The 17,617-nt window shown below is 62.3% G+C and carries 16 protein-coding genes; 11 read left to right on the top strand and 5 right to left on the bottom strand.

The window, feature by feature from the left end; translation table 11 throughout:
* Positions 1 to 194: 194 nt before the first annotated feature.
* Together D6Z24_RS06725 and D6Z24_RS06720 are read right to left on the bottom strand one after the other, a co-directional pair.
* Positions 195 to 1,238: an HD domain-containing phosphohydrolase gene (locus tag D6Z24_RS06725; RefSeq protein ID WP_129125796.1), complete on the bottom strand. Its 1,044-nt coding sequence runs from the start codon at positions 1,236 to 1,238 to the stop codon at positions 195 to 197.
* Positions 1,235 to 3,559, bottom strand: coding sequence for a PAS domain-containing hybrid sensor histidine kinase/response regulator (locus tag D6Z24_RS06720; RefSeq protein WP_129125795.1), 2,325 nt, complete (start codon positions 3,557 to 3,559; stop codon positions 1,235 to 1,237). The genes D6Z24_RS06725 and D6Z24_RS06720 overlap by 4 nt, the downstream gene beginning before the upstream one ends.
* Positions 3,560 to 3,760: 201 nt before the next feature.
* Between D6Z24_RS06720 and D6Z24_RS06715 the strand changes: the two genes are divergently transcribed.
* Genes D6Z24_RS06715 through D6Z24_RS06700 form a run of 4 tightly spaced genes read left to right on the top strand, consistent with a single transcriptional unit; the run spans position 3,761 to position 9,222 of the window.
* Positions 3,761 to 4,879, top strand: coding sequence for an efflux RND transporter periplasmic adaptor subunit (locus D6Z24_RS06715; protein WP_246014590.1), 1,119 nt, complete (start codon positions 3,761 to 3,763; stop codon positions 4,877 to 4,879).
* Positions 4,876 to 7,977, top strand: a complete 3,102-nt coding sequence (locus D6Z24_RS06710) for an efflux RND transporter permease subunit (protein ID WP_129125793.1) — start codon at positions 4,876 to 4,878, stop codon at positions 7,975 to 7,977. Before D6Z24_RS06715 ends, D6Z24_RS06710 begins: the two co-directional genes overlap by 4 nt.
* A 17-nt stretch (positions 7,978 to 7,994) precedes the next feature.
* Positions 7,995 to 8,933, top strand: a complete 939-nt coding sequence (gene fliK, locus D6Z24_RS06705; protein ID WP_129125792.1) for a flagellar hook-length control protein FliK — start codon at positions 7,995 to 7,997, stop codon at positions 8,931 to 8,933.
* Positions 8,926 to 9,222 (top strand): EscU/YscU/HrcU family type III secretion system export apparatus switch protein, encoded by a 297-nt coding sequence (locus D6Z24_RS06700; protein ID WP_129125791.1) that lies wholly within the window; start codon positions 8,926 to 8,928, stop codon positions 9,220 to 9,222. The genes fliK and D6Z24_RS06700 overlap by 8 nt, the downstream gene beginning before the upstream one ends.
* Before the next feature lie 28 nt (positions 9,223 to 9,250).
* Here the strand turns inward: D6Z24_RS06700 and D6Z24_RS06695 are convergent, their stop codons facing one another.
* From D6Z24_RS06695 to purM, 3 genes are all read right to left on the bottom strand, one after another.
* On the bottom strand, positions 9,251 to 10,120 hold the full coding sequence (locus D6Z24_RS06695; protein WP_129125790.1) for a ChaN family lipoprotein: 870 nt from the start codon (positions 10,118 to 10,120) through the stop codon (positions 9,251 to 9,253).
* Between the two features lie 237 nt (positions 10,121 to 10,357).
* Complete coding sequence (gene purN, locus D6Z24_RS06690; protein WP_129125789.1) at positions 10,358 to 10,972, bottom strand: phosphoribosylglycinamide formyltransferase; 615 nt, start codon at positions 10,970 to 10,972, stop codon at positions 10,358 to 10,360.
* Positions 10,973 to 10,988: 16 nt separating this feature from the next.
* Positions 10,989 to 12,035 carry a phosphoribosylformylglycinamidine cyclo-ligase gene (purM, locus tag D6Z24_RS06685; protein WP_129125788.1) on the bottom strand — a complete coding sequence of 349 codons (1,047 nt, stop codon included), beginning with the start codon at positions 12,033 to 12,035 and terminating at the stop codon, positions 10,989 to 10,991.
* A gap of 83 nt (positions 12,036 to 12,118) precedes the next feature.
* Here purM and rimI point away from each other — a divergent pair, with 83 nt between their 5' ends.
* The 7 genes from rimI to D6Z24_RS06655 all read left to right on the top strand — a co-directional run bounded on the left by rimI (position 12,119) and on the right by D6Z24_RS06655 (position 17,581).
* Positions 12,119 to 12,625, top strand: a complete 507-nt coding sequence (gene rimI, locus D6Z24_RS06680; RefSeq protein ID WP_342782623.1) for a ribosomal protein S18-alanine N-acetyltransferase — start codon at positions 12,119 to 12,121, stop codon at positions 12,623 to 12,625.
* Positions 12,615 to 13,424, top strand: a complete 810-nt coding sequence (locus D6Z24_RS06675; protein WP_129125786.1) for a dihydroorotate dehydrogenase electron transfer subunit — start codon at positions 12,615 to 12,617, stop codon at positions 13,422 to 13,424. The genes rimI and D6Z24_RS06675 overlap by 11 nt, the downstream gene beginning before the upstream one ends.
* 2 nt (positions 13,425 to 13,426) lie before the next feature.
* Entirely contained in the window at positions 13,427 to 14,344 is a 918-nt protein-coding gene (locus tag D6Z24_RS06670) for a dihydroorotate dehydrogenase (RefSeq protein ID WP_129125785.1), read from the top strand.
* Complete coding sequence (locus D6Z24_RS06665; protein ID WP_129125784.1) at positions 14,344 to 15,375, top strand: KamA family radical SAM protein; 1,032 nt, start codon at positions 14,344 to 14,346, stop codon at positions 15,373 to 15,375. The genes D6Z24_RS06670 and D6Z24_RS06665 overlap by 1 nt, the downstream gene beginning before the upstream one ends.
* Positions 15,376 to 15,541: 166 nt before the next feature.
* A complete protein-coding gene (locus tag D6Z24_RS06660; RefSeq protein ID WP_129125783.1) occupies positions 15,542 to 16,450 on the top strand; it encodes a LysR family transcriptional regulator in 909 nt (302 codons plus the stop codon).
* Between the two features lie 520 nt (positions 16,451 to 16,970).
* Positions 16,971 to 17,126, top strand: a complete 156-nt coding sequence (locus tag D6Z24_RS21610) for a hypothetical protein (RefSeq protein WP_198419514.1) — start codon at positions 16,971 to 16,973, stop codon at positions 17,124 to 17,126.
* 62 nt (positions 17,127 to 17,188) lie between these two features.
* Positions 17,189 to 17,581, top strand: a complete 393-nt coding sequence (locus D6Z24_RS06655) for a TraR/DksA family transcriptional regulator (RefSeq protein ID WP_129125782.1) — start codon at positions 17,189 to 17,191, stop codon at positions 17,579 to 17,581.
* Positions 17,582 to 17,617: the final 36 nt, after the last annotated feature.

The raw sequence follows: 17,617 nt of genomic DNA, 5'->3' as shown, positions 1-17,617 counted from the left end.
GAAACGAGAAAGAGCCGGGGACCGATGGTCCGCCGGCTCTTCTTATTTCATCCCCTCTCCCCTCGGGAGAGGGCCAGGGTGAGGGCGCAGCGATAGGCGATATATCACTTCATGGCAACGCCCTCACCCGCCCTTCGGGCACCCTCTCCCGAAGGGAGAGGGGATATGTGTTGTCCTGTCGTTTTGGTTTACTGCTACAGTTTCTTTCCCGCCGCCTTTTCCCAATCCTCCTTGGGAATGGAGAGGAACACGTCGACGAGTTTCGGGTCGAACTGCTGACCCGAGCAGCGAATCACCTCGTCGAGCACCGCCTGGAAGGAGAGCGCCTTGCGGTACGGACGGTCCGAGGTCATGGCGTCCAGGGTGTCCACGAGGGCGAAGATGCGGGCGCTGATCGGTATCTGTTCTCCGGCAGCGCGATGGGGATACCCCGCGCCGTCATAGCGCTCATGATGGTACAAAACGAGTTCCGCCGCGCCGGTGAAGTACTTGATCCCCGCCAGGATGTCGTAGCCGATCTTCGGGTGCTGGCGCATGACCTTCCACTCCTCGTCGTCCAGCTTCGCCGGTTTCAGAAGGATGTTGTCGGATACGCCGATCTTGCCGATGTCGTGCAGAAGCGCCCCCTTGCCCATGATGATGCGCTCTTCTTCCGGAATCCCCGCCTTCTCGGCCAAAAGGCAGGTGTAGGCCATCACCCTTTCCGAGTGGGAGCCTACCTCCTTCTCGCGCGCGTCCAGGGCACGGATCAGCGCCGAGAGCGTGTGCTCGTAGGCGAGGTTGATCTCGCCCATAACGGTCCTGATCACCTCGGTCTGCTCGCGTACCTTCAACTCGAGGTTCGCCTGGTACTCCTTGTTCTCTATGATCAGGCGGCGCTTCTCCAGCGTGTTCTTGACGGTGAGCAGCACACGGTCCAGGTTGAACGGCTTCGTGATGTAGTCCTCGGCGCCGTTGTGGATGCAGGAGAGGGCGGTATCCATGTCGTTCATGGCGGTTATCATGAGGACCGTGGTGTCGGGGGTGATCTGCTTTATGTCCTTAAGAAGGTCGATCCCGGAACGCCCCGGCATCATGATGTCGAGCAGGGCGAGGTCCAACTGCTGGTTGTTGATTATCTCCATACCTTCTTCCGCGCTTGCCGCCTGGAAGCAGGTGAATCCTTCCTTCGACAGAGTGATGTTGATCAGTTCTCTGATCATATCCTCGTCATCGGCTATCAGTATGTTCCCTTTCAATTGCTACCTCCTAGAATCGCCCTTGACGCTTCTTGCGTCCCGGTTCCCTGCAGCGTATCCCGCACCTTTCTGATGAGAGCGTCGCCTGCAAAGGGCTTGGGCAGGAACTGCATCCCTTTTTCCAGTGTCTTCTCAAAGCCGGCCCGGTTCTCCATGTGTCCAGACATAAAGAGTACCTTGAGGTCGGGCTTTTTGCCTAGCAGTATATCTGCGAGCGTGGGGCCGCTCATAAACGGCATCACCACGTCGGTCAAGAGCATGTCTATGTCACCTTCGTGCTTGTCGAACAGGGCGATTCCCTGTTCGGGGTCCGTGCTCTCCAGCACCTTGAAACCGCGCATCCTGAGCGTGTGCACCACCAGATTCAGTACTCCTGGTTCATCCTCGACTACCAGGATGGTGTAGTCGGTGTCGATGGTCTCGTCGAGCTGCTGCCTTGACTGCGCCTCTCTGCTCTCAAGGGTGCGCGGCAGGTAGATGTCGAAGCGCGCCCCCTGTCCCGGCTCGCTGGTCACCTGGATGTAGCCGCCGCACTGCTTGACGATGCCGTATACGGTGGCAAGTCCCAAACCGGTGCCCCGGCCCATCTCCTTGGTGGTGAAGAACGGTTCGAAGAGCCGCAGCTTGACCTCTTCGGTCATCCCCTGGCCGCGGTCGGTGACGCTGAGTCTCACGTAGCTCCCCGCCTGCGAACCGGGATGCGTGCCGGTGAACGCATCGTCCAGTTCGCAGTTGGCCGTCTCCACCGTGATCACCCCGCCGGTGTCGGATGCGTCGCGCGCGTTCACGATGAGGTTCATCACGATCTGCTCGAGCTGCCCCGGGTCCATCTTGATGAGGCCCGTATCGGGGGAGAGGCTGGTGGCGAGGCGTATGTTCTCGCCGATCAGCCGCTCCAGCATCTTCTGCACCGACTTCACCTGTTTGTTGACGTCGAGCACCCGGGGCTCCATGATCTGGCGCCGGCTGAAGCCGAGCAACTGTCTGGTGAGGTCCGCTGCGCGCTCCCCGGCCCTGAGGATCTGTTCCGCCTCCTTGCGCATGGGGGAGTTCTCCTCCATGGCCCGGATGAGGAGCGTGCTGTAGCCGTTGATCACGGTGAGCAGGTTGTTGAAGTCGTGGGCGATACCGCCTGCCAACTGGCCGACCGCCTCCATCTTCTGCACCTGGCGCAGCTGTTCGATGGCGAACTTCCGCTCGGTTACATCCTCTTTGAGGGCTACGAAGTGGGTGATGGCCCCCTCGGGGTTCTTGACTGCCGAGATGGAGCAGCTCTCCCAGTAAAGTTCGCCGTTCTTCTTCCGGTTCTGGAGTTCGCCGTGCCACTCCTTGCCGGCGCAGATCGTGTCCCAGAGGTCGCGGTAGAAGGAGTCTTCCATGTTGCCCGACTTGACGATGCTCGGGCGCTCGCCGATCAGCTCCGCCTCGGAATAGCCGCTCACCTCGATGAATTTCGGGTTTACGTACTCGATCAGACCGCGCAGGTCGGTGATCACCACCGATACCGGGCTTTGCTCCACGGCCTGCCACAGCTTGCTGAGCTCGGCTTCGGCCCGCCTGCGCTCCGTGATGTCGAGCAGGGTGCCGATCACCGCGTCCGCACCGTTTATGACGGTTCTCGTGCCGTTCACCTCGAGATCGATGGTAACGCCGCTGCGGTGTTTGCCGCGGAAGAAGACGTGCAGCGGTTCGCTCCCTTCCTTGAGCGGGCGGAGAAAGCGCGTGATCACCCCGATCTGGTCGTCGCCGTGCACGAGTTCGAGCAGGTTTTTCTTCTCGATCAGCTCCTCGGGACGGTAACCGAAGACGTCGCCGAACTTCGGGTTCACGTAGATGATGATGTCGTCCTGGAGCATGAAGATGCCGACCAGCGACTGCTCCACGAGGCTTTGGAAGCGCGCCTCGGTCGCGGAAAGGGCCTCCTCGGCCGTGCGTCTTTCGCGTCTTTCCACCGCTTCGCGCAACTCGCGCTTGATGGCGGGGATGAGGCGTGAAAGCCGGTCCTTGAGCAGGTAGTCGTGCGCACCGGCGCGCATCGCCTCGACGGCGGCGTCCTCGCCCATTTGGCCCGACACCATGATGAAGGGGAGATCGATGCTGCGCTCGTGCATGAGCTTTAGGGCGGCGAGGCCCGAGAACCTGGGCATCACGTAGTCGGAGATGACGGCGTCCCAGCCGCCGCGATCCAGTGCCGCTTCCATCTCTTCGGGAGTCTCCACCCGCTCGTAGTCGGGAGCGAACTCCCTCTGCAGCTCGCGCACGATGAGCAGTGCGTCTTCGGCAGAATCGTCTACGATCAGGATGCGCAGTGGATGTTTCATCCGGCTGTGACCTCGCGTCATGCATATGTTCTCTGATGTTCCTTCACCTCCTTATCGGACGCCCCTCCCGATATATTTAGCAGCACCGAGTATTTTTATGAAAAAAGGAAAGAATATGGAACCCGGTTTCTTGGCTACTATTTGGGGGCGGTTTGTGCTATGAATCTTGCTGCCACAGCGGCTGAAAAGGAGAGAATCAGAGTGTTTACCACGTCCTTTATCCATCGTTTCACGGCTTTGTTCCTGCCTTTGCTTGTTACGGGCCTGTTAAACGCGGGGTGCGCCAAGGAAAAGGAAAAAACCAAGCAGAACGCTCCGGCGCCGGTCACCGTGGCACGGGCTGCGGTCAGGGACGTTCCCGTGGAACTGCGGGCCATCGGCAACGTCGAGGCATACTCCACCGTGGCGCTCAAGTCCCGCGTTGCCGGCATCATCACCGCGGTCCATTTCAAGGAGGGGGACGACGTAGCAAAGGGGGCGCTCCTCTTCACCATTGATCCGCGCCCCTTCCAGGCGTCTCTCACCCAGGCTAAGGCGAACCTCGCGCGCGACCGGGCAAGCGCCGAAAACGCGAAGGAACAGGCACGCCGCTATGCGAGCCTCTGGCAGGAGGGGATCGTCACCCGCGAACAGTACGACCAGTTGCAGGCGAACGCCGATTCGCTCGCCGCCTCGGTCGCCTCCCTATCCGCCGCGGTCGAAAGTGCGAAGCTCCAGCTCGATTACTGCTACATCCGCTCGCCCCTTTCCGGGCGCACCGGCGGGCTCACCACCCATGCCGGAAACCTCGTGAAGGAAAACGACACCCCGCTCGTCACGATCAACCAGATCACGCCGCTCTACGTCACCTTCTCGCTGCCGGAAAAGGATCTCGCCGCCATCAAGGGTAGGGTGGGGGGCAAACTCCCGGTGACGGCCACCGTTCCCGGGAGCCCGATCGCCGAGCAGGGGACGGTGAGTTTTCTCGACAACGGCGTCGACCCCGCCACCGGCACCATCAAGGTGAAGGGGACCTTCGCCAACCGTGAGCGCAAACTCTGGCCCGGCCAGTTCGTGAACGTGGCGCTCCGCCTCGACGTGAGGAAGGGGGCGGTCGTCGTGCCGACCCGCGCGCTGCAGACCGGGCAGCAGGGTGATTTCGTCTTCCTGGTGAAGCCCGATGCGACCGTCGAGGTGCGTCCGGTCACCGTCGGACCGGCGCAGGACGGCGTCACCGTGATCGAGAAGGGGATCGCCCCGGGCGACACGGTGGTGACCGACGGGCAGTTGAAACTCGTTCCGGGGGGTAAGGTGGCGGTCAAGGGGGGACGCCCCGCATGAACCTTGCGGACCTCTTCATCAGACGACCGGTGATGACCAGCCTGGTCATGCTCGCCATCGTGCTTGCGGGCGTGATGGGGTACCGGCTCCTGCCGGTGAACGATCTTCCGAGCGTCGATTATCCGACCATCCAGATCACCGCGAACCTTCCCGGCGCGAGTCCGGAAACCATGGCGAGCGCCGTGGCGACGCCGCTCGAGCGCCAGCTCTCCACCATCGCGGGGATCGACAGCATGAACTCCACGAGCGGCCAGGGGGTGACCCGGATCACCCTGCGTTTCGCCCTGGAGCGCGACATCGACGCCGCTGCGCAGGACGTCCAGTCGGCCATCACCAAGGCGGCGCGGCAGCTCCCGCAGGACATGCCCGCCCCGCCTTCCTTCCAGAAGGTGAACCCGGCGGACCAGCCGGTCCTCTACCTGGTGCTCTCCTCGAAAACCCTGCCGCTCTCCCAGGTGCACGAATACGCCGACACCATGATGGGGCAGCGCATCTCCATGGTCTCCGGTGTCGCGCAGGTGCAGGTGTACGGCGCACAGAAGTACGCGGTGCGCGCGCGGGTGAACCCGACGGCGCTGGCAGCCAGGAAGATCGGCATCGACGAGGTCTCCGACGCGCTCGCCAAGGGTAACGTGAACCTCCCCACCGGGACGCTTCAGGACGCCGACCGCTCCTTCGCCATCCAGTCCCAGGGGGAGCTGCTGAACGCCGCCGCCTACCGCCCCCTGATCGTCGCCTACCGAGGCGGCGCACCGGTGCGCCTCTCCGATGTCGGCACCGTGGTCGATTCCGTGGAAAACGACAAGATCGCGGGGTGGTTCAACGGAAACGAGCGGGCCATCATCTTAGCCGTGCAGCGCCAGCCAGGCACCAACACGATAGAGGTGGTGGACGCCATCAAGAAGCTCCTCCCGGGTTTTCGCGCGCAGCTCCCCGGTTCGGTCACCCTCTACGAGCTCTACGACCGTTCCCAGGCGATCCGGCACTCGGTGGCGGACGTGAAGTTCACCCTGGTGCTCACCATAGGCCTCGTGATCATGGTGATCTTCCTCTTTCTGCGCAACCTCTCCGCCACGGTGATCCCGAGCCTCGCCCTCCCGATTTCACTCGTCGGGACCTTCGCAGCCATGTACCTTCTGGGCTTCTCGGTGAACAACATCACCTTGATGGCGCTCACCCTTTCGGTCGGTTTCGTCGTGGACGACGCCATCGTCATGCTGGAAAACATCGTGCGCCACATGGAGCTTGGGGAGAGTCCCATGCAGGCGGCCTTCAAGGGGTCGAGGGAGATCGGCTTCACCATCGTCTCCATGACCATATCGCTCGTGGCCGTCTTCATCCCGGTGCTCTTCATGGGGGGGATGCTCGGGAGGCTTCTGCACGAGTTCGCCGTCACCATCACCTGCGCGATCCTCATCTCCGGCGTGGTCTCGCTCACCCTGACCCCCATGCTTTGCAGCCGCTTCCTGCGCCCTCCCGCCGAGGAGCGCCACGGCCGCATGTACCTTTTCCTCGAGCGCTTCTTCGATGCCATGCTCGCGGCCTACAGCAAGAGCCTCACCAAGGTGCTGGGGCTGCGCCGCACCACCCTGGCCCTCACCGTGATCATGATGGTTCTCACCGGGTATCTCTTCTGGAAGATGCCCATGGGGCTTCTCCCCAGCGAGGACCTGGATTCCTTCTACGTCACCACCGAGGGGGCGCAGGGGGCCTCCTTCGAGGAGATGGTCGCGCACCAGCAGGAACTCGCCAAGAGGATAGCGGCCAACCCGAACATCAAGGGGTTCATGTCGACGGTCGGCGCTTCCGGTTCCCGGGTCGGCTCCAATTCCGGCTTCATGTTTGTTACGCTCAAGCCGAGAAGTGAGAGGAAGGACTCGGTGGACAAGGTGATCCAGCAGTTGCGCCCGAAACTTTCCGAGGTGCCGGGGATTCTCGCCTTCATGCAGAACCCGCCGCCGATCCGGCTGGAGGCGCAGCTCTCGAAGAGCCAGTACCAGTTCATCCTGCAGAGCCCGGACACGCAGCTTCTCTACGACAATGCGGCTGCCTTCGAGCAGAAGCTCAAGCAGGTGCCGCAGTTGATCGACGTGACGAGCGACCTGCAGCTGAAAAATCCGCAGGTCGATGTGAAGATAGACCGGGACAAGGCGACCGCGCTCGGGGTCACCCAGCAGCAGGTGGAGGACGCCCTCTACTACGCCTACGGCTCGCGACAGGTCTCCACCATCTACGCGCCGACGAACCAGTACCAGGTGATCCTTGAGCTGGAGCCGCAGTACCGGCTCGATCCTTCGGCCCTTGGGCTCCTTTACGTGCGATCCTCGACCGGGGCGCTGGTGCCGCTTTCCACCATGGCCTCGCTTTCGAAGTCGCTCGGGCCTTTGTCGGTGAACCACCTGGGGCAGATCACGAGCGTCACGGTCTCCTTCAACGTGAAGCCCGGCGTCCCGTTGGGCGACGCGGTGGCGGCGGTCGAGAAGACGGCGCGCGAGTCGCTGCCGCCCGCGATCAACACCGGTTTCCAGGGGGCGGCGCAGGCGTTTCAGTCCTCGACGAGCGGGCTCACTTGGCTCCTCGTCGCGGCGGTGGTGGTGATCTACCTGGTGCTCGGCATCCTCTACGAGAGCTACATCCACCCGGTGACCATCCTCTCCGGACTTCCCGCGGCGGGGCTCGGCGCGCTCTTGACCCTCATGCTCTTTAACAAGGAGCTCGACCTGTACGCCTTCGTCGGGATCATCATGCTGGTCGGCATCGTTAAGAAAAATGCCATCATGATGATCGACTTCGCGCTCGAGGCGCAGCGCAACGAGGGTAAGAGCCCGCTGGAGGCGATCCACCAGGGATGCCTGATCCGTTTCCGCCCCATCATGATGACGACCATGGCGGCGCTCATGGGGACGCTTCCCATAGCGCTTGCCATCGGCGCCAGTTCGGAGGGGAGAAGGCCGCTCGGCCTCGCCGTGGTCGGGGGGCTCTTGGTGTCGCAGCTTCTGACGCTCTACATCACGCCGGTGGTGTACTACTACATGGACCGGGCCAAGGAGAGGGCGGCGCTTCTCTTTGCGAAGAAGGCGCCGGTGCCGCAGCAGTGACCCTTTAGGGACGCACCATGCTGATCAACGACGAATCACAAAAACAGGTCCTGACCATACTGGCGAAGACGGCGGTCACCCCGACCGCCGACGTGCAGCAGCGTGCGAGTTCGCTCCTGCAGCTGAACCCGGGGCAGCAGGTGAAGGCGGAGATCATCGCGAACCTCCCCAACAACCTCTACATGGCCCGGGTCGCGGGAGAGCTTTACAAGCTGGAGATCCCGCTCAACGTGCAGCCGGGCGAGACCCTGGAGATGACCTTCGTCACCGCCGATCCCCGCATCACTTTCCAGATGCAGCGTCCGAACACGGAGACGGTACAACTGAGCTCGCTGGGGAAATGGCTCTCCGACGTGGTGCAGGACGCGCCGGCGCTCGCTCCTCCGCAGGAGCCTCTCGTCGAGCATCCGGAACAGGCGGCCACGCAGCTAGCCGGAAAGCTCAAGGCGGGGCTTACGCAAAACGGCCTCTTCTACGAATCGCACCTGGCCCAGTGGGCAGTAGGGGGGCTTTCCGTGAAGGAGCTCCTGAAAGAGCCACAGGGAAAGCTCTCGCCGCTTCTGTCGGATGGGGATGACGTGCGGGAAGGGGAGGGGCAGGGGGCGATAGCGGACAGCCGGACGCTGCCGCTCATAAAGGAGCAGCTCCACCTTTTGAACACCGGCATCCTCGCCTGGCAGGGCGAGGCGTGGCCCGGCCAGCAGATGAAGCTCACCATAGGCGAGGGGAGTCCCGAACAGTGGGAGCAGGGGATCGAGGCGAACCTTTCCCTTGAGCTGCCGCGCCTCGGGGGGGTGGAGGCGAAGCTGCGCTTCACGCCGGAGGGGATCACGGTCGAGCTTGCCTGCGCGAATCCTGGAATGGCCGAGATGCTCCGGGAGAACAGCGGCGAGCTCCGCTCGTCGTTCGCAGCGAAGGGACTTCACCTGAACAAGCTGGCGGCGAAAGATGGCTAGGAAACCGTCCGACATGAAGCGGGCGGTGGCCATGGTGTACAACCCCGACGAGGCGGGTGCGCCGAGGGTCATAGCCAAAGGGGCCGGCATCAGCGCAGAGGCGATGATTTCGCTCGCGCGCGAGCACGGGGTCTACGTGCACCAGTCCCCGGAACTCGTCTCCATGCTGATGCAGGTGGATCTCGACGCCGAGATCCCGCCCGAGCTCTACCAGGCCGTAGCCGAGCTCCTTGCCTGGCTCTACCAGATGGACGAGCGGCTGGCCGGGATGCGAACCGAGCACCTTTGAAGTTTCCCCCCCGCCTCAATTCGAGCGATCAGAACGGCTCGATCAAAAGGTAGTCCGCGTCCTCCCTGGTGACGTTCCCCTGGTTCAAAGGGGGCATGGGAGGCAGGATGATCCGGTACGAAAGCCCGCCGCGCAGCTCCGAAGGAATCCCGCCGACACCCCTAACGTGCGCCCCCCCTGCGATCACCACCATCACCCGGTCCGGATCGGCGGCAAGGTAGGTCTCGATGCGCCGCGCCATCACCACGTTTCTCAGCATCTGCGCCTCGGCTATGTTGCGGAACCCCTCGGCATCCTTTCCGTGCGAGGGGGAATAGCCGCGCATGAAGCGGAGGTAGTTCTCGCTCACCGTGGCATTGGTCCCAGGGGGGAGTTGGGCCAGCTGTTCCTTCGTGAGGTCTGCGAAACCGTGCCGCGCCACCGCCTGCACCAATTCACGCGGCGCGTTCAGGCCGACGATCGGGATGCGGTTGTCCTTGGCGAAGTGGAAGATGTCGGCGTACATCTCCCAGGGGATGTAGCGCCAACTGAGCGCGTACACCTTCTTGAAGGCTCCCTCGGGGACCTTTCCCGCCGTGTAGGCGTCAAGCGCCGGCTGGCTCGTCTGCTCGAACATCTCCATGCCGATGGCTAGATGCTTTCCCTGCGCCTTGAGCGCCTCGAGGACCCGCAGTTGCAGCTCGTGGTGTGCCCCGGCATCGTGGGCCTCGCCGACGAAGATGATGCGTGCGCCGGAAACGTCGCTGATCATGGCGGGGACCTCCACCACGGTCCGGTCCTCAACCTTGAGCGCCTTGTTTATGGAACAGCCGGTGAGGAGGAAGAGGAAGAGAAACAATAGGAGGGCCTTAAAGGCTAGATGGCGCGGCGTGGATTGCAGGAAATGGAATGATCTCACAGCGACCCCCTTGCTTGAGATGTTGGACGTCCGATAACCCCTCTCCCTCGGGAGAGGGTGCCCGGAGGGCGGGTGAGGGAGTCGCCACGGAGTGCGATTTGACCGACAGCAGCGCCCTCACCCTGACCCTCTCCCGGAGGGAGAGGGGATGTGGACCTGTCCGGCGGATCAAGCCTGGCCGGAAAACGAAAAGACCCCGCCGGAGTCCGGCGGGGTCTTGATGACGGTTGTCTTTTGCTAGGCTCCGACCGTTACCACTCGGCCGTCCACCTTGAGGGCGCCTTCGCTGAAGAGCCTGATCGCCTCCGGGTAGATGCGGTGCTCTTCCTTTTGGATGCGGGCCGAGAGTGTGTCCTCGGTATCCCCCTCGATGACGGGAACGGCGGCCTGGATGATGATGGGGCCGGTGTCGCAGCCGCAGTCGACGAAGTGCACGGTGCAGCCGGCGACCTTGGCGCCGTAGTCGAGCGCCTGGCGCTGGGCGTGCAGCCCGGGGAAAGAGGGGAGGAGCGCCGGGTGGATGTTCATCACCCGCATCGGGAAGGCCTCCAACAGGACGGAGGTGATGATGCGCATGAACCCGGCAAGGACGACGAGCTCCACGCCGAACTCGCGCAGGCTTGCCACCAGTGCCTCGTCGTACGCCTCGCGCCCCGAATAGGCGCGGTGGTCCAGGTGCAGTGCCGGGATGCCCGCCTTCTTTGCGCGCTCAAGGCCGAAGGCGTCCGCCTTGTTGCTGATCACGCAGACGACGCGTCCGGCGATCTTTCCGGCGGCGCAGGCGTCGAGGATGGACTGCAGGTTGCTGCCGCTGCCGGAGATCAGCACCCCTATTTTAAGCTCTTTTCCCATACGGCTTTCGCGCGGACTAGACCAGCTCCACGCACTCCTTGCCCGGATCGCACTTGACCACTTCGCCGATCATGTACGCGGTTTCGTTCAGGCCGGAGAGCCTGATCATGATGTCGTCCGCTTCCCGCTCCGGCACCACCAGTACCATGCCGATGCCGCAGTTGAAGGTGCGGTACATCTCGTTTTCCTCGATGTTGCCACCCTTGCGGATGGTCTGGAAGATGGCCGGGATTTCCCAGCTATCCTTCTTGATCACCGCCTTGCAGCCGTTGGGGAGCACGCGCGGCACGTTCTCGAGGAGACCGCCGCCGGTGATGTGGGCGAGGCCGGAGATGTTGAAGTCGCGCAAAAGGTTCAGTACCGAGCGGACGTAGATGCGGGTCGGGGTGAGGAGTTCGTCGGCGACCGTCTTGTCGAGCCCCGGGAGCTTGTCGTTGATGCCGAGCCCCATGTGCTCGAGGATCACCTTGCGTGCCAGCGAGTAGCCGTTGGAGTGCAGGCCGGAGGAGGCGAGGCCGATCAGCTTGTTTCCCACGGTGATGGAGGAGCCGTCGATGATCTTCTCGCGCTCGACCACACCCACGGCGAAGCCGGCCATGTCGTACTCGTCGCCGGTGTAGAAACCGGGCATTTCGGCGGTCTCGCCGCCGATCAGGGCGCAGCCTGCCTGGACGCACCCTTCGGATACACCCTTGATGATGGAGGCGCCTTTCTCTGGGTGGAGCTTCGCGGTGGCAAGGTAGTCGAGGAAGAAGAGCGGCTCGGCGCCCTGCACGATGATGTCGTTCACGCACATCGCTACCAGGTCGATGCCGATCGTGTCATGGCGATCGGCAAGGAAGGCGATTTTCAGCTTGGTGCCGACTCCGTCGGTGCCCGAGACAAGCACAGGGTGCTTATACTTGCCGGTATTGAGTGAGAACAGCCCGCCAAAACCGCCGATGTCGGCAAGCACTTCCGGACGGGAAGTGGCTTTGACCAACGGCTTGATCATCTTTACAAAGGTGTTCCCGGCGTCTATGTCTACACCGGCATCTTTATATGTGATTTTCGTCTCTTCCAAGGTGAAACCTCCAATAAATTAAAGGAGAAATCTATCTCATATCCCCGTAAAAGTCAAAGTGAAAAAAATGTTTACTTCGCCTTATGCATTGCTTATCATGCCGGGCTGTGCCTGGCCCCGGGGAGAAAATAACGCTGCGTCGCATGCGTAGCGATGACCTTGATAGTGTCCTTCAAATCGAGACAGCTTCCTTTCCCCGCCCCTGGTCAAGAAAGCACTTCGAGGACGAAATTTCCGCCTCCGGGAGCCATCCGGTGGTGGCCGAGACTGACGAGATGTCGGTCGCCGGTTACCTCTGTCTGAAGCAGGTCCTGGACGAGGCGGAGATCCTCGATGTCGCCGTCGACTTAAGAGCAAGGGGGAGGGGCGTCGGGCGCGCACTGGTCAATTGGGCCGCCTCCTTCTGCCGCGAGCACGCGGTGGGCGTCCTGGCCCTGGAGGTGCGGGTCGGCAACCTCGAGGCGATCTCACTTTACGAGAGCATGGGGTTTCGCGAGGTCGGGCGGCGCCGGAAATACTATGAAAACGGCGACGACGCCATTTTGATGGATCTGAATATCGGTGAAACAGAGGAGTGCGATGCAGTTTAAAGCTATGGTTCTTTCGAACGTGGAGCTGTCGCCCGGTTACTTCCGGATGCGGATGACCGCTCCGCAGGAGTTGGCGTCTTCGGCGCCGGGGCAGTTTCTCATGCTCAAGGTGAACGACGCCATCGACCCGCTCTTGAGGCGTCCTTTCGGCCTCTTCGACGTCGGCAGCTTCCTCCCGGAGTACGCCGGCTGCGGCGCACAGGTTTACTGCGAGATCCTCTACAAGGTGGTGGGGAAGGGGACGAAGCTCCTCTCCGCGCTGCACCACGGCGATCTGGTGGACCTTTTGGCCCCGCTCGGCAAGGGATTCGACCTGGGGCCTGCCGGCGAGGAAAAGGTGCTGGTCGGAGGCGGCGTGGGACTGGCACCGCTTTACTATCTCGCGAAGGAGCTGAAAAGCCGCGGCGAGAAGGTGCGCCTCTTCGCGGGGGGGCGTAACCGCGACGACATCCTCTGCATCACGGAATTCGAACGGCTCGGCGTCGAGACCTACGTGGCGACCGACGACGGGACCCTCGGCGAGCGCGGCTTCGTGACCCAGGTGCTCGAACCGCACTTAGCCCCCGGGACGCGCATCTTCGCCTGCGGCCCGACCCCCATGCTGAACGCGGTGGCGAAAATGGCGCAGAAAAGCGGCGTTCCCTGCCAGGTCTCCATGGAGGCGTACATGGCCTGCGGCGTCGGTGCCTGCCTTGGCTGCGTCATGAAGGGGGCGAACCATACCGAGGAGACACCCGACTACCGCTGCGTCTGCAAGGACGGTCCCGTCTTCGACAGCTTCGAACTGCAATGGAGTTAACAATGCAACGACCTGACATGTCCGTGGCCATAGCCGGGATCGAGATGCGCAACCCCGTGATGACCGCCTCCGGCACCTTCGGCTACGGGGCCGAGTTCGCCGATTACCTCGATCTCGAGAGCATCGGCGCGATGATCACCAAGGGGCTCTCCCTCAAACCGAAGGCGGGCAACCCGACGCCGCGCATCGTGGAGACCTCCGGCGGGATGCTGAACGCGATCGGCCTGCAAAACGTCGGCATCGACGCCTTCATCGAGCAGAAGCTCCCCTACCTTGAAAACGTGAACACCCCGGTGATCGCGAACCTCTACGGCAACACCCTCGAGGAGTACGGCGAGGTGGCGAGCCGTTTGGACGGGCTGGCCGGTGTCGCCGGGATCGAGGTGAACATCTCCTGCCCGAACGTGAAGCAGGGGGGCATCGTCTTCGGGACCGACCCCTGCGCCGCGCAGGAGGTGGTTTCCCTGGTGAAGAGGAACACCTCGAAGCCGCTCATCGTGAAGCTCTCCCCCAACGTGACCGACGTCGTGGTAATGGCCAAGGCCTGCGCCGACGCCGGCGCCGACGCGCTCTCGCTCATCAACACCCTGACCGGCATGGCGATCGACCTGGAGCGCCGCCGCCCCGTGCTTGCCAACGTGACCGGCGGCCTTTCCGGCCCGGCCATCAAGCCGGTTGCGCTCAGGATGGTCTGGCAGGTGGCGAAGGCGGTTTCCCTTCCCATCATCGGCATCGGCGGCATCATGACCGGCCGTGACGCCCTCGAGTTCATGCTAGCAGGCGCCACCGCGGTCCAGGTCGGCACCGCGAGCTTCCTCGACCCTTCGGCGGCGCAGAGGATCGCCCGCGAGATGGAGGATTATCTCGTCGAGCACGACATCGCCTCGGTCCGTTCCCTGATCGGAGCCCTCGAGGTCTGATGGAAGCCTGGGAGAAGAGCCTTAGAAACTGCATCACCAGCCCGGAGGAGCTTTCCGGGCTTTTTCATGCGCAAGGTGAGGAACTGGGCCAGGTGGCGCGCCGCTACCCGATGCGGATCACCCCTTACTACCTGGGGCTCATCCGCGAGCCGGGGGACCCGATCTGGCGCCAGTGCGTCCCGGACCCGGAGGAGCTGCACGATCTTGCCCAGTCCCCCGATCCCCTTGACGAGGAGCGCCTCTCTCCGGTCCCAGGGCTCATCCACCGCTACCCGGACCGGGTCGTGTTCCTGGTTTCCACCGCCTGCGCCGTCTACTGCCGTTTCTGCATGAGAAAGCGCGGCGTCGGGTGCCAGGGGATGAGCCCCGCCCCGGTGGACGAGGCGGTGGCCTACATCGCGGCGCACCCCGAGATCCGCGACGTGATCCTGTCCGGAGGCGACCCCCTGCTTCTCTCCGACGAGCGCCTGGAAGCGATCCTCGCCGCGCTGCACCGCATCCCCCACGTGGAGATCATCAGGATCGGGACCCGCACCCCGGTCACCCTGCCGGAGCGCATCACCTGGAAGCTCGCGCGCATGCTGAAACGCTACCAGCCGCTCTACGTGAACACCCACTTCAACCATCCGCGCGAGGTTACCGAGGCGTCGGCCAAGGCATGCGCGCGTCTGGCCGACGCCGGCATCCAACTCGGCAACCAGACCGTCCTCTTGAAAGGGGTGAACGACGATCCCCTCGTAATGCGCGAGCTGATGCGGCGCCTGCTAGCCATCCGCGTGCGCCCCTACTACATCCACCAGATGGACCTCGTGCAGGGAACCGCGCACTTCAGGACGCGCGTGGCCGACGGCATGAAGGTCGTCGCCGCGCTGCGCGGGCACACCTCCGGGCTTGCCGTGCCGCATTACGTCATCGACCTGCCGGGTGGGAAGGGGAAGGTCGAGGTCTCTTCCGCGCGCTTCAGCGAGGACGGCAGGCGCCTGACGGTGACCAACTACCTGGGCGAGGAAATCGAATACCGGGAAACCTGAGCTGCGCATCGCGCATCTTCTTGAGCAAAAGCCGGATCAATCGCGATTCGGCTTTTTTTACGTCCGCGTTACGTTAATTCCTGTGGGCAGGAGACCTCTTGCCTTGTGCTTGCCATCGTGCTATAAGAATCGCTAAATTCTATTTTTAATATATAAGGTGTTTTGAATGCAGACTGAGTACCTGAAGACGCTGGTGGTGCTGGGGCAGGTGGGGAGCTTTTCGAAGACGGCGACGGATCTGTCCATCACCCAGTCCGCGGTGTCGCAAAGGATCAAGTTTCTCGAGGACTACTACGGACGGCAACTGGTGGACCGCGGCGGGAAGGTGCTGCTCTTAACCGATGCCGGGAAGCTTGTGGTGAGCCGCGCCGAACAGATCCTGCTCCTCGAGGCACAGCTCTCGAACGATCTGAAGCAGCAGGGGGAAAAGCTGCGCCTTTCCATCTGCTGTACCCCGACCTTCGGCGTCGCCTTCCTCCCTCAGGTCATGGAGCGTTTCATGCTCCGCGAGGCCGACAGCGTCGACCTTCGCTTCATGTTCCATTCCCTGGATCAGACCATCAAGGAGCTGCAGGAAAACGAGTTCGACCTGGCCGTGATCGAGCACTGCGACGAGATCGAGGTCGGCGGTTTCCATACCGTGGAGCTGCCCCGGGACGAGCTGGTCTTCGTGAGCTCGCCGGCGCTCGGGCTGCAGGAGAGGGAGGTTGAACTGGAGCAACTCTTCCAGCACTGTCTCATCGCGCGCAAGCCCGACTGCACTTCACGGAAGCTGCTCGACGTGAACCTCTCCCGGCACGGCCACAGGGTCGAGGACTTTAAAAGGGTCGTGATAGTGGACGACCTGCGTTTGGCGCTCGAGACGGTGTTGAGCGGCGGCGGGGTCTCCTTCGTTTCACGCAGCCTTGCGACCAAAGAGCTGGAAACGGGCCAGCTCGTCGAGCACTCGGTTCCCGGCTTCGAGCAGTTGCGCAGGCGCAGCGTGATCGTAAATGCCGAGCGCAAGGACGACCAGGAAGTATCGAGCTTTCTCGAGTGCATCAGCGCGTCCTTCCCGATGGGACGCGTCTGCTGAGGTTCAGGCAAAAAATGGCCCCGGAAGCTGCCGGCATCCGGGGCGTAATAGCAGTGCTGCAGGGAATTCTCTATATCTTTTCCTGTTTCCGGTTGAGGAAGTGTCACATTCCGGTTTTCACTGCCGCTGTGACTGAAGCTCGCTAAGACCGAGCCCTTCGGGCTTCACCTGTGTCTGATTTTATAAATTTCAGCTAACGATCGATCTATAGCAGCCTTTCATGTCTCCTGTCAAATAATTTTCACTGTATTTACACCCCGCCATTCCCTCTCGACAAACTCTCTTTTCCCAATCAAGTCTTGTGTCTGATTCATTTCCTGCCTTTCATTGCTATAATTGATTGCGGTTCGATTTTTTACATCAAGTTTCAAGAAGATTCTTATTTTATTATTAGTGTTTTTTATGTGTTTTCTCTCGTAAAGGGCAGGCCCCACGCTGCAGGGACGCCGCCCCCCAGCCGGTTCGACTTTTTGGGGTATACTGGTGCTGGTTTGAAAACGGCTCTTGCCAAGGAGGCCATATGAGAAGAGTGAGCACGGAAGAGGACATAGGGAAGGACCGCTCCGTCATCAAAGAGGGGACCGAGGTCTGTGCACTGTGCGGCTCGCAACTGGAGAGGGACAAGGAGAGCGGCGAGCTCTTTTGCCCCTTGTGCGATGTCGAGAACCTTCCCTGAGGCGCGTTTGTGCATGCACGTACATGGCGTCCCGGTGGACGCAAGGTGCAAAGGAGGACGAGATGCCGGAAAAGCTGACAGGCGACGAGCTGGAATTCAGAAACCTCTTGGCCGAGCACAAGCGCAGGCTGTGGGCCGAGTTGAGGGATGAGATCTTCGCGCAGACCGGCGCGGATCTCGCCACGCAGTACGACATACCGCAGGACCCCGGCGAGAAGAGCATCCTCGACAGTCTCTCCGACGCGGGACTTGCCGTAGCCGACATCAGGCGGCAGCAACTGACCCAGCTGGAAGAGGCGCAAAGGCGCATCGAGTCGGGGACTTACGGCAAGTGCGAGGGGTGCGGAGAGCCGATCGGCCTGGACCGGCTGAAGCTCATGCCTTTTACGGCGTACTGCATCGACTGTCAAAGGGATCGGGAAGTGCCGACGAAACCGCCGGGGACCAAGCTTTGAGGGGAGGGGAAGGTCGGGTTGAGGTTGAGGCGGGGA

The sequence above is a fragment of the Geomonas oryzae genome, from assembly GCF_004117875.1.
Lineage (GTDB): Bacteria > Desulfobacterota > Desulfuromonadia > Geobacterales > Geobacteraceae > Geomonas > Geomonas oryzae.
The sequence above is the reverse complement of the archived record's forward strand: the minus strand, read 5'-3'. Positions and strand labels throughout refer to the sequence as shown.

What these genes read in the sequence shown, in the direction of transcription:
- D6Z24_RS06720 (WP_129125795.1), bottom strand. Translation starts at nt 3,559, where the DNA reads ATGAAACATCCACTGCGCATCCTGATCGTAGACGATTCTGCCGAAGAC.
- D6Z24_RS06710 (WP_129125793.1), top strand. Translation starts at nt 4,876, where the DNA reads ATGAACCTTGCGGACCTCTTCATCAGACGACCGGTGATGACCAGCCTG.
- fliK (WP_129125792.1), top strand. Translation starts at nt 7,995, where the DNA reads ATGCTGATCAACGACGAATCACAAAAACAGGTCCTGACCATACTGGCG.
- D6Z24_RS06700 (WP_129125791.1), top strand. Translation starts at nt 8,926, where the DNA reads ATGGCTAGGAAACCGTCCGACATGAAGCGGGCGGTGGCCATGGTGTAC.
- purN (WP_129125789.1), bottom strand. Translation starts at nt 10,972, where the DNA reads ATGGGAAAAGAGCTTAAAATAGGGGTGCTGATCTCCGGCAGCGGCAGC.
- rimI (WP_342782623.1), top strand. Translation starts at nt 12,119, where the DNA reads ATGCATTGCTTATCATGCCGGGCTGTGCCTGGCCCCGGGGAGAAAATA.
- D6Z24_RS06675 (WP_129125786.1), top strand. Translation starts at nt 12,615, where the DNA reads ATGCAGTTTAAAGCTATGGTTCTTTCGAACGTGGAGCTGTCGCCCGGT.
- D6Z24_RS06670 (WP_129125785.1), top strand. Translation starts at nt 13,427, where the DNA reads ATGCAACGACCTGACATGTCCGTGGCCATAGCCGGGATCGAGATGCGC.
- D6Z24_RS06665 (WP_129125784.1), top strand. Translation starts at nt 14,344, where the DNA reads ATGGAAGCCTGGGAGAAGAGCCTTAGAAACTGCATCACCAGCCCGGAG.
- D6Z24_RS06660 (WP_129125783.1), top strand. Translation starts at nt 15,542, where the DNA reads ATGCAGACTGAGTACCTGAAGACGCTGGTGGTGCTGGGGCAGGTGGGG.
- D6Z24_RS21610 (WP_198419514.1), top strand. Translation starts at nt 16,971, where the DNA reads ATGAGAAGAGTGAGCACGGAAGAGGACATAGGGAAGGACCGCTCCGTC.
- D6Z24_RS06655 (WP_129125782.1), top strand. Translation starts at nt 17,189, where the DNA reads ATGCCGGAAAAGCTGACAGGCGACGAGCTGGAATTCAGAAACCTCTTG.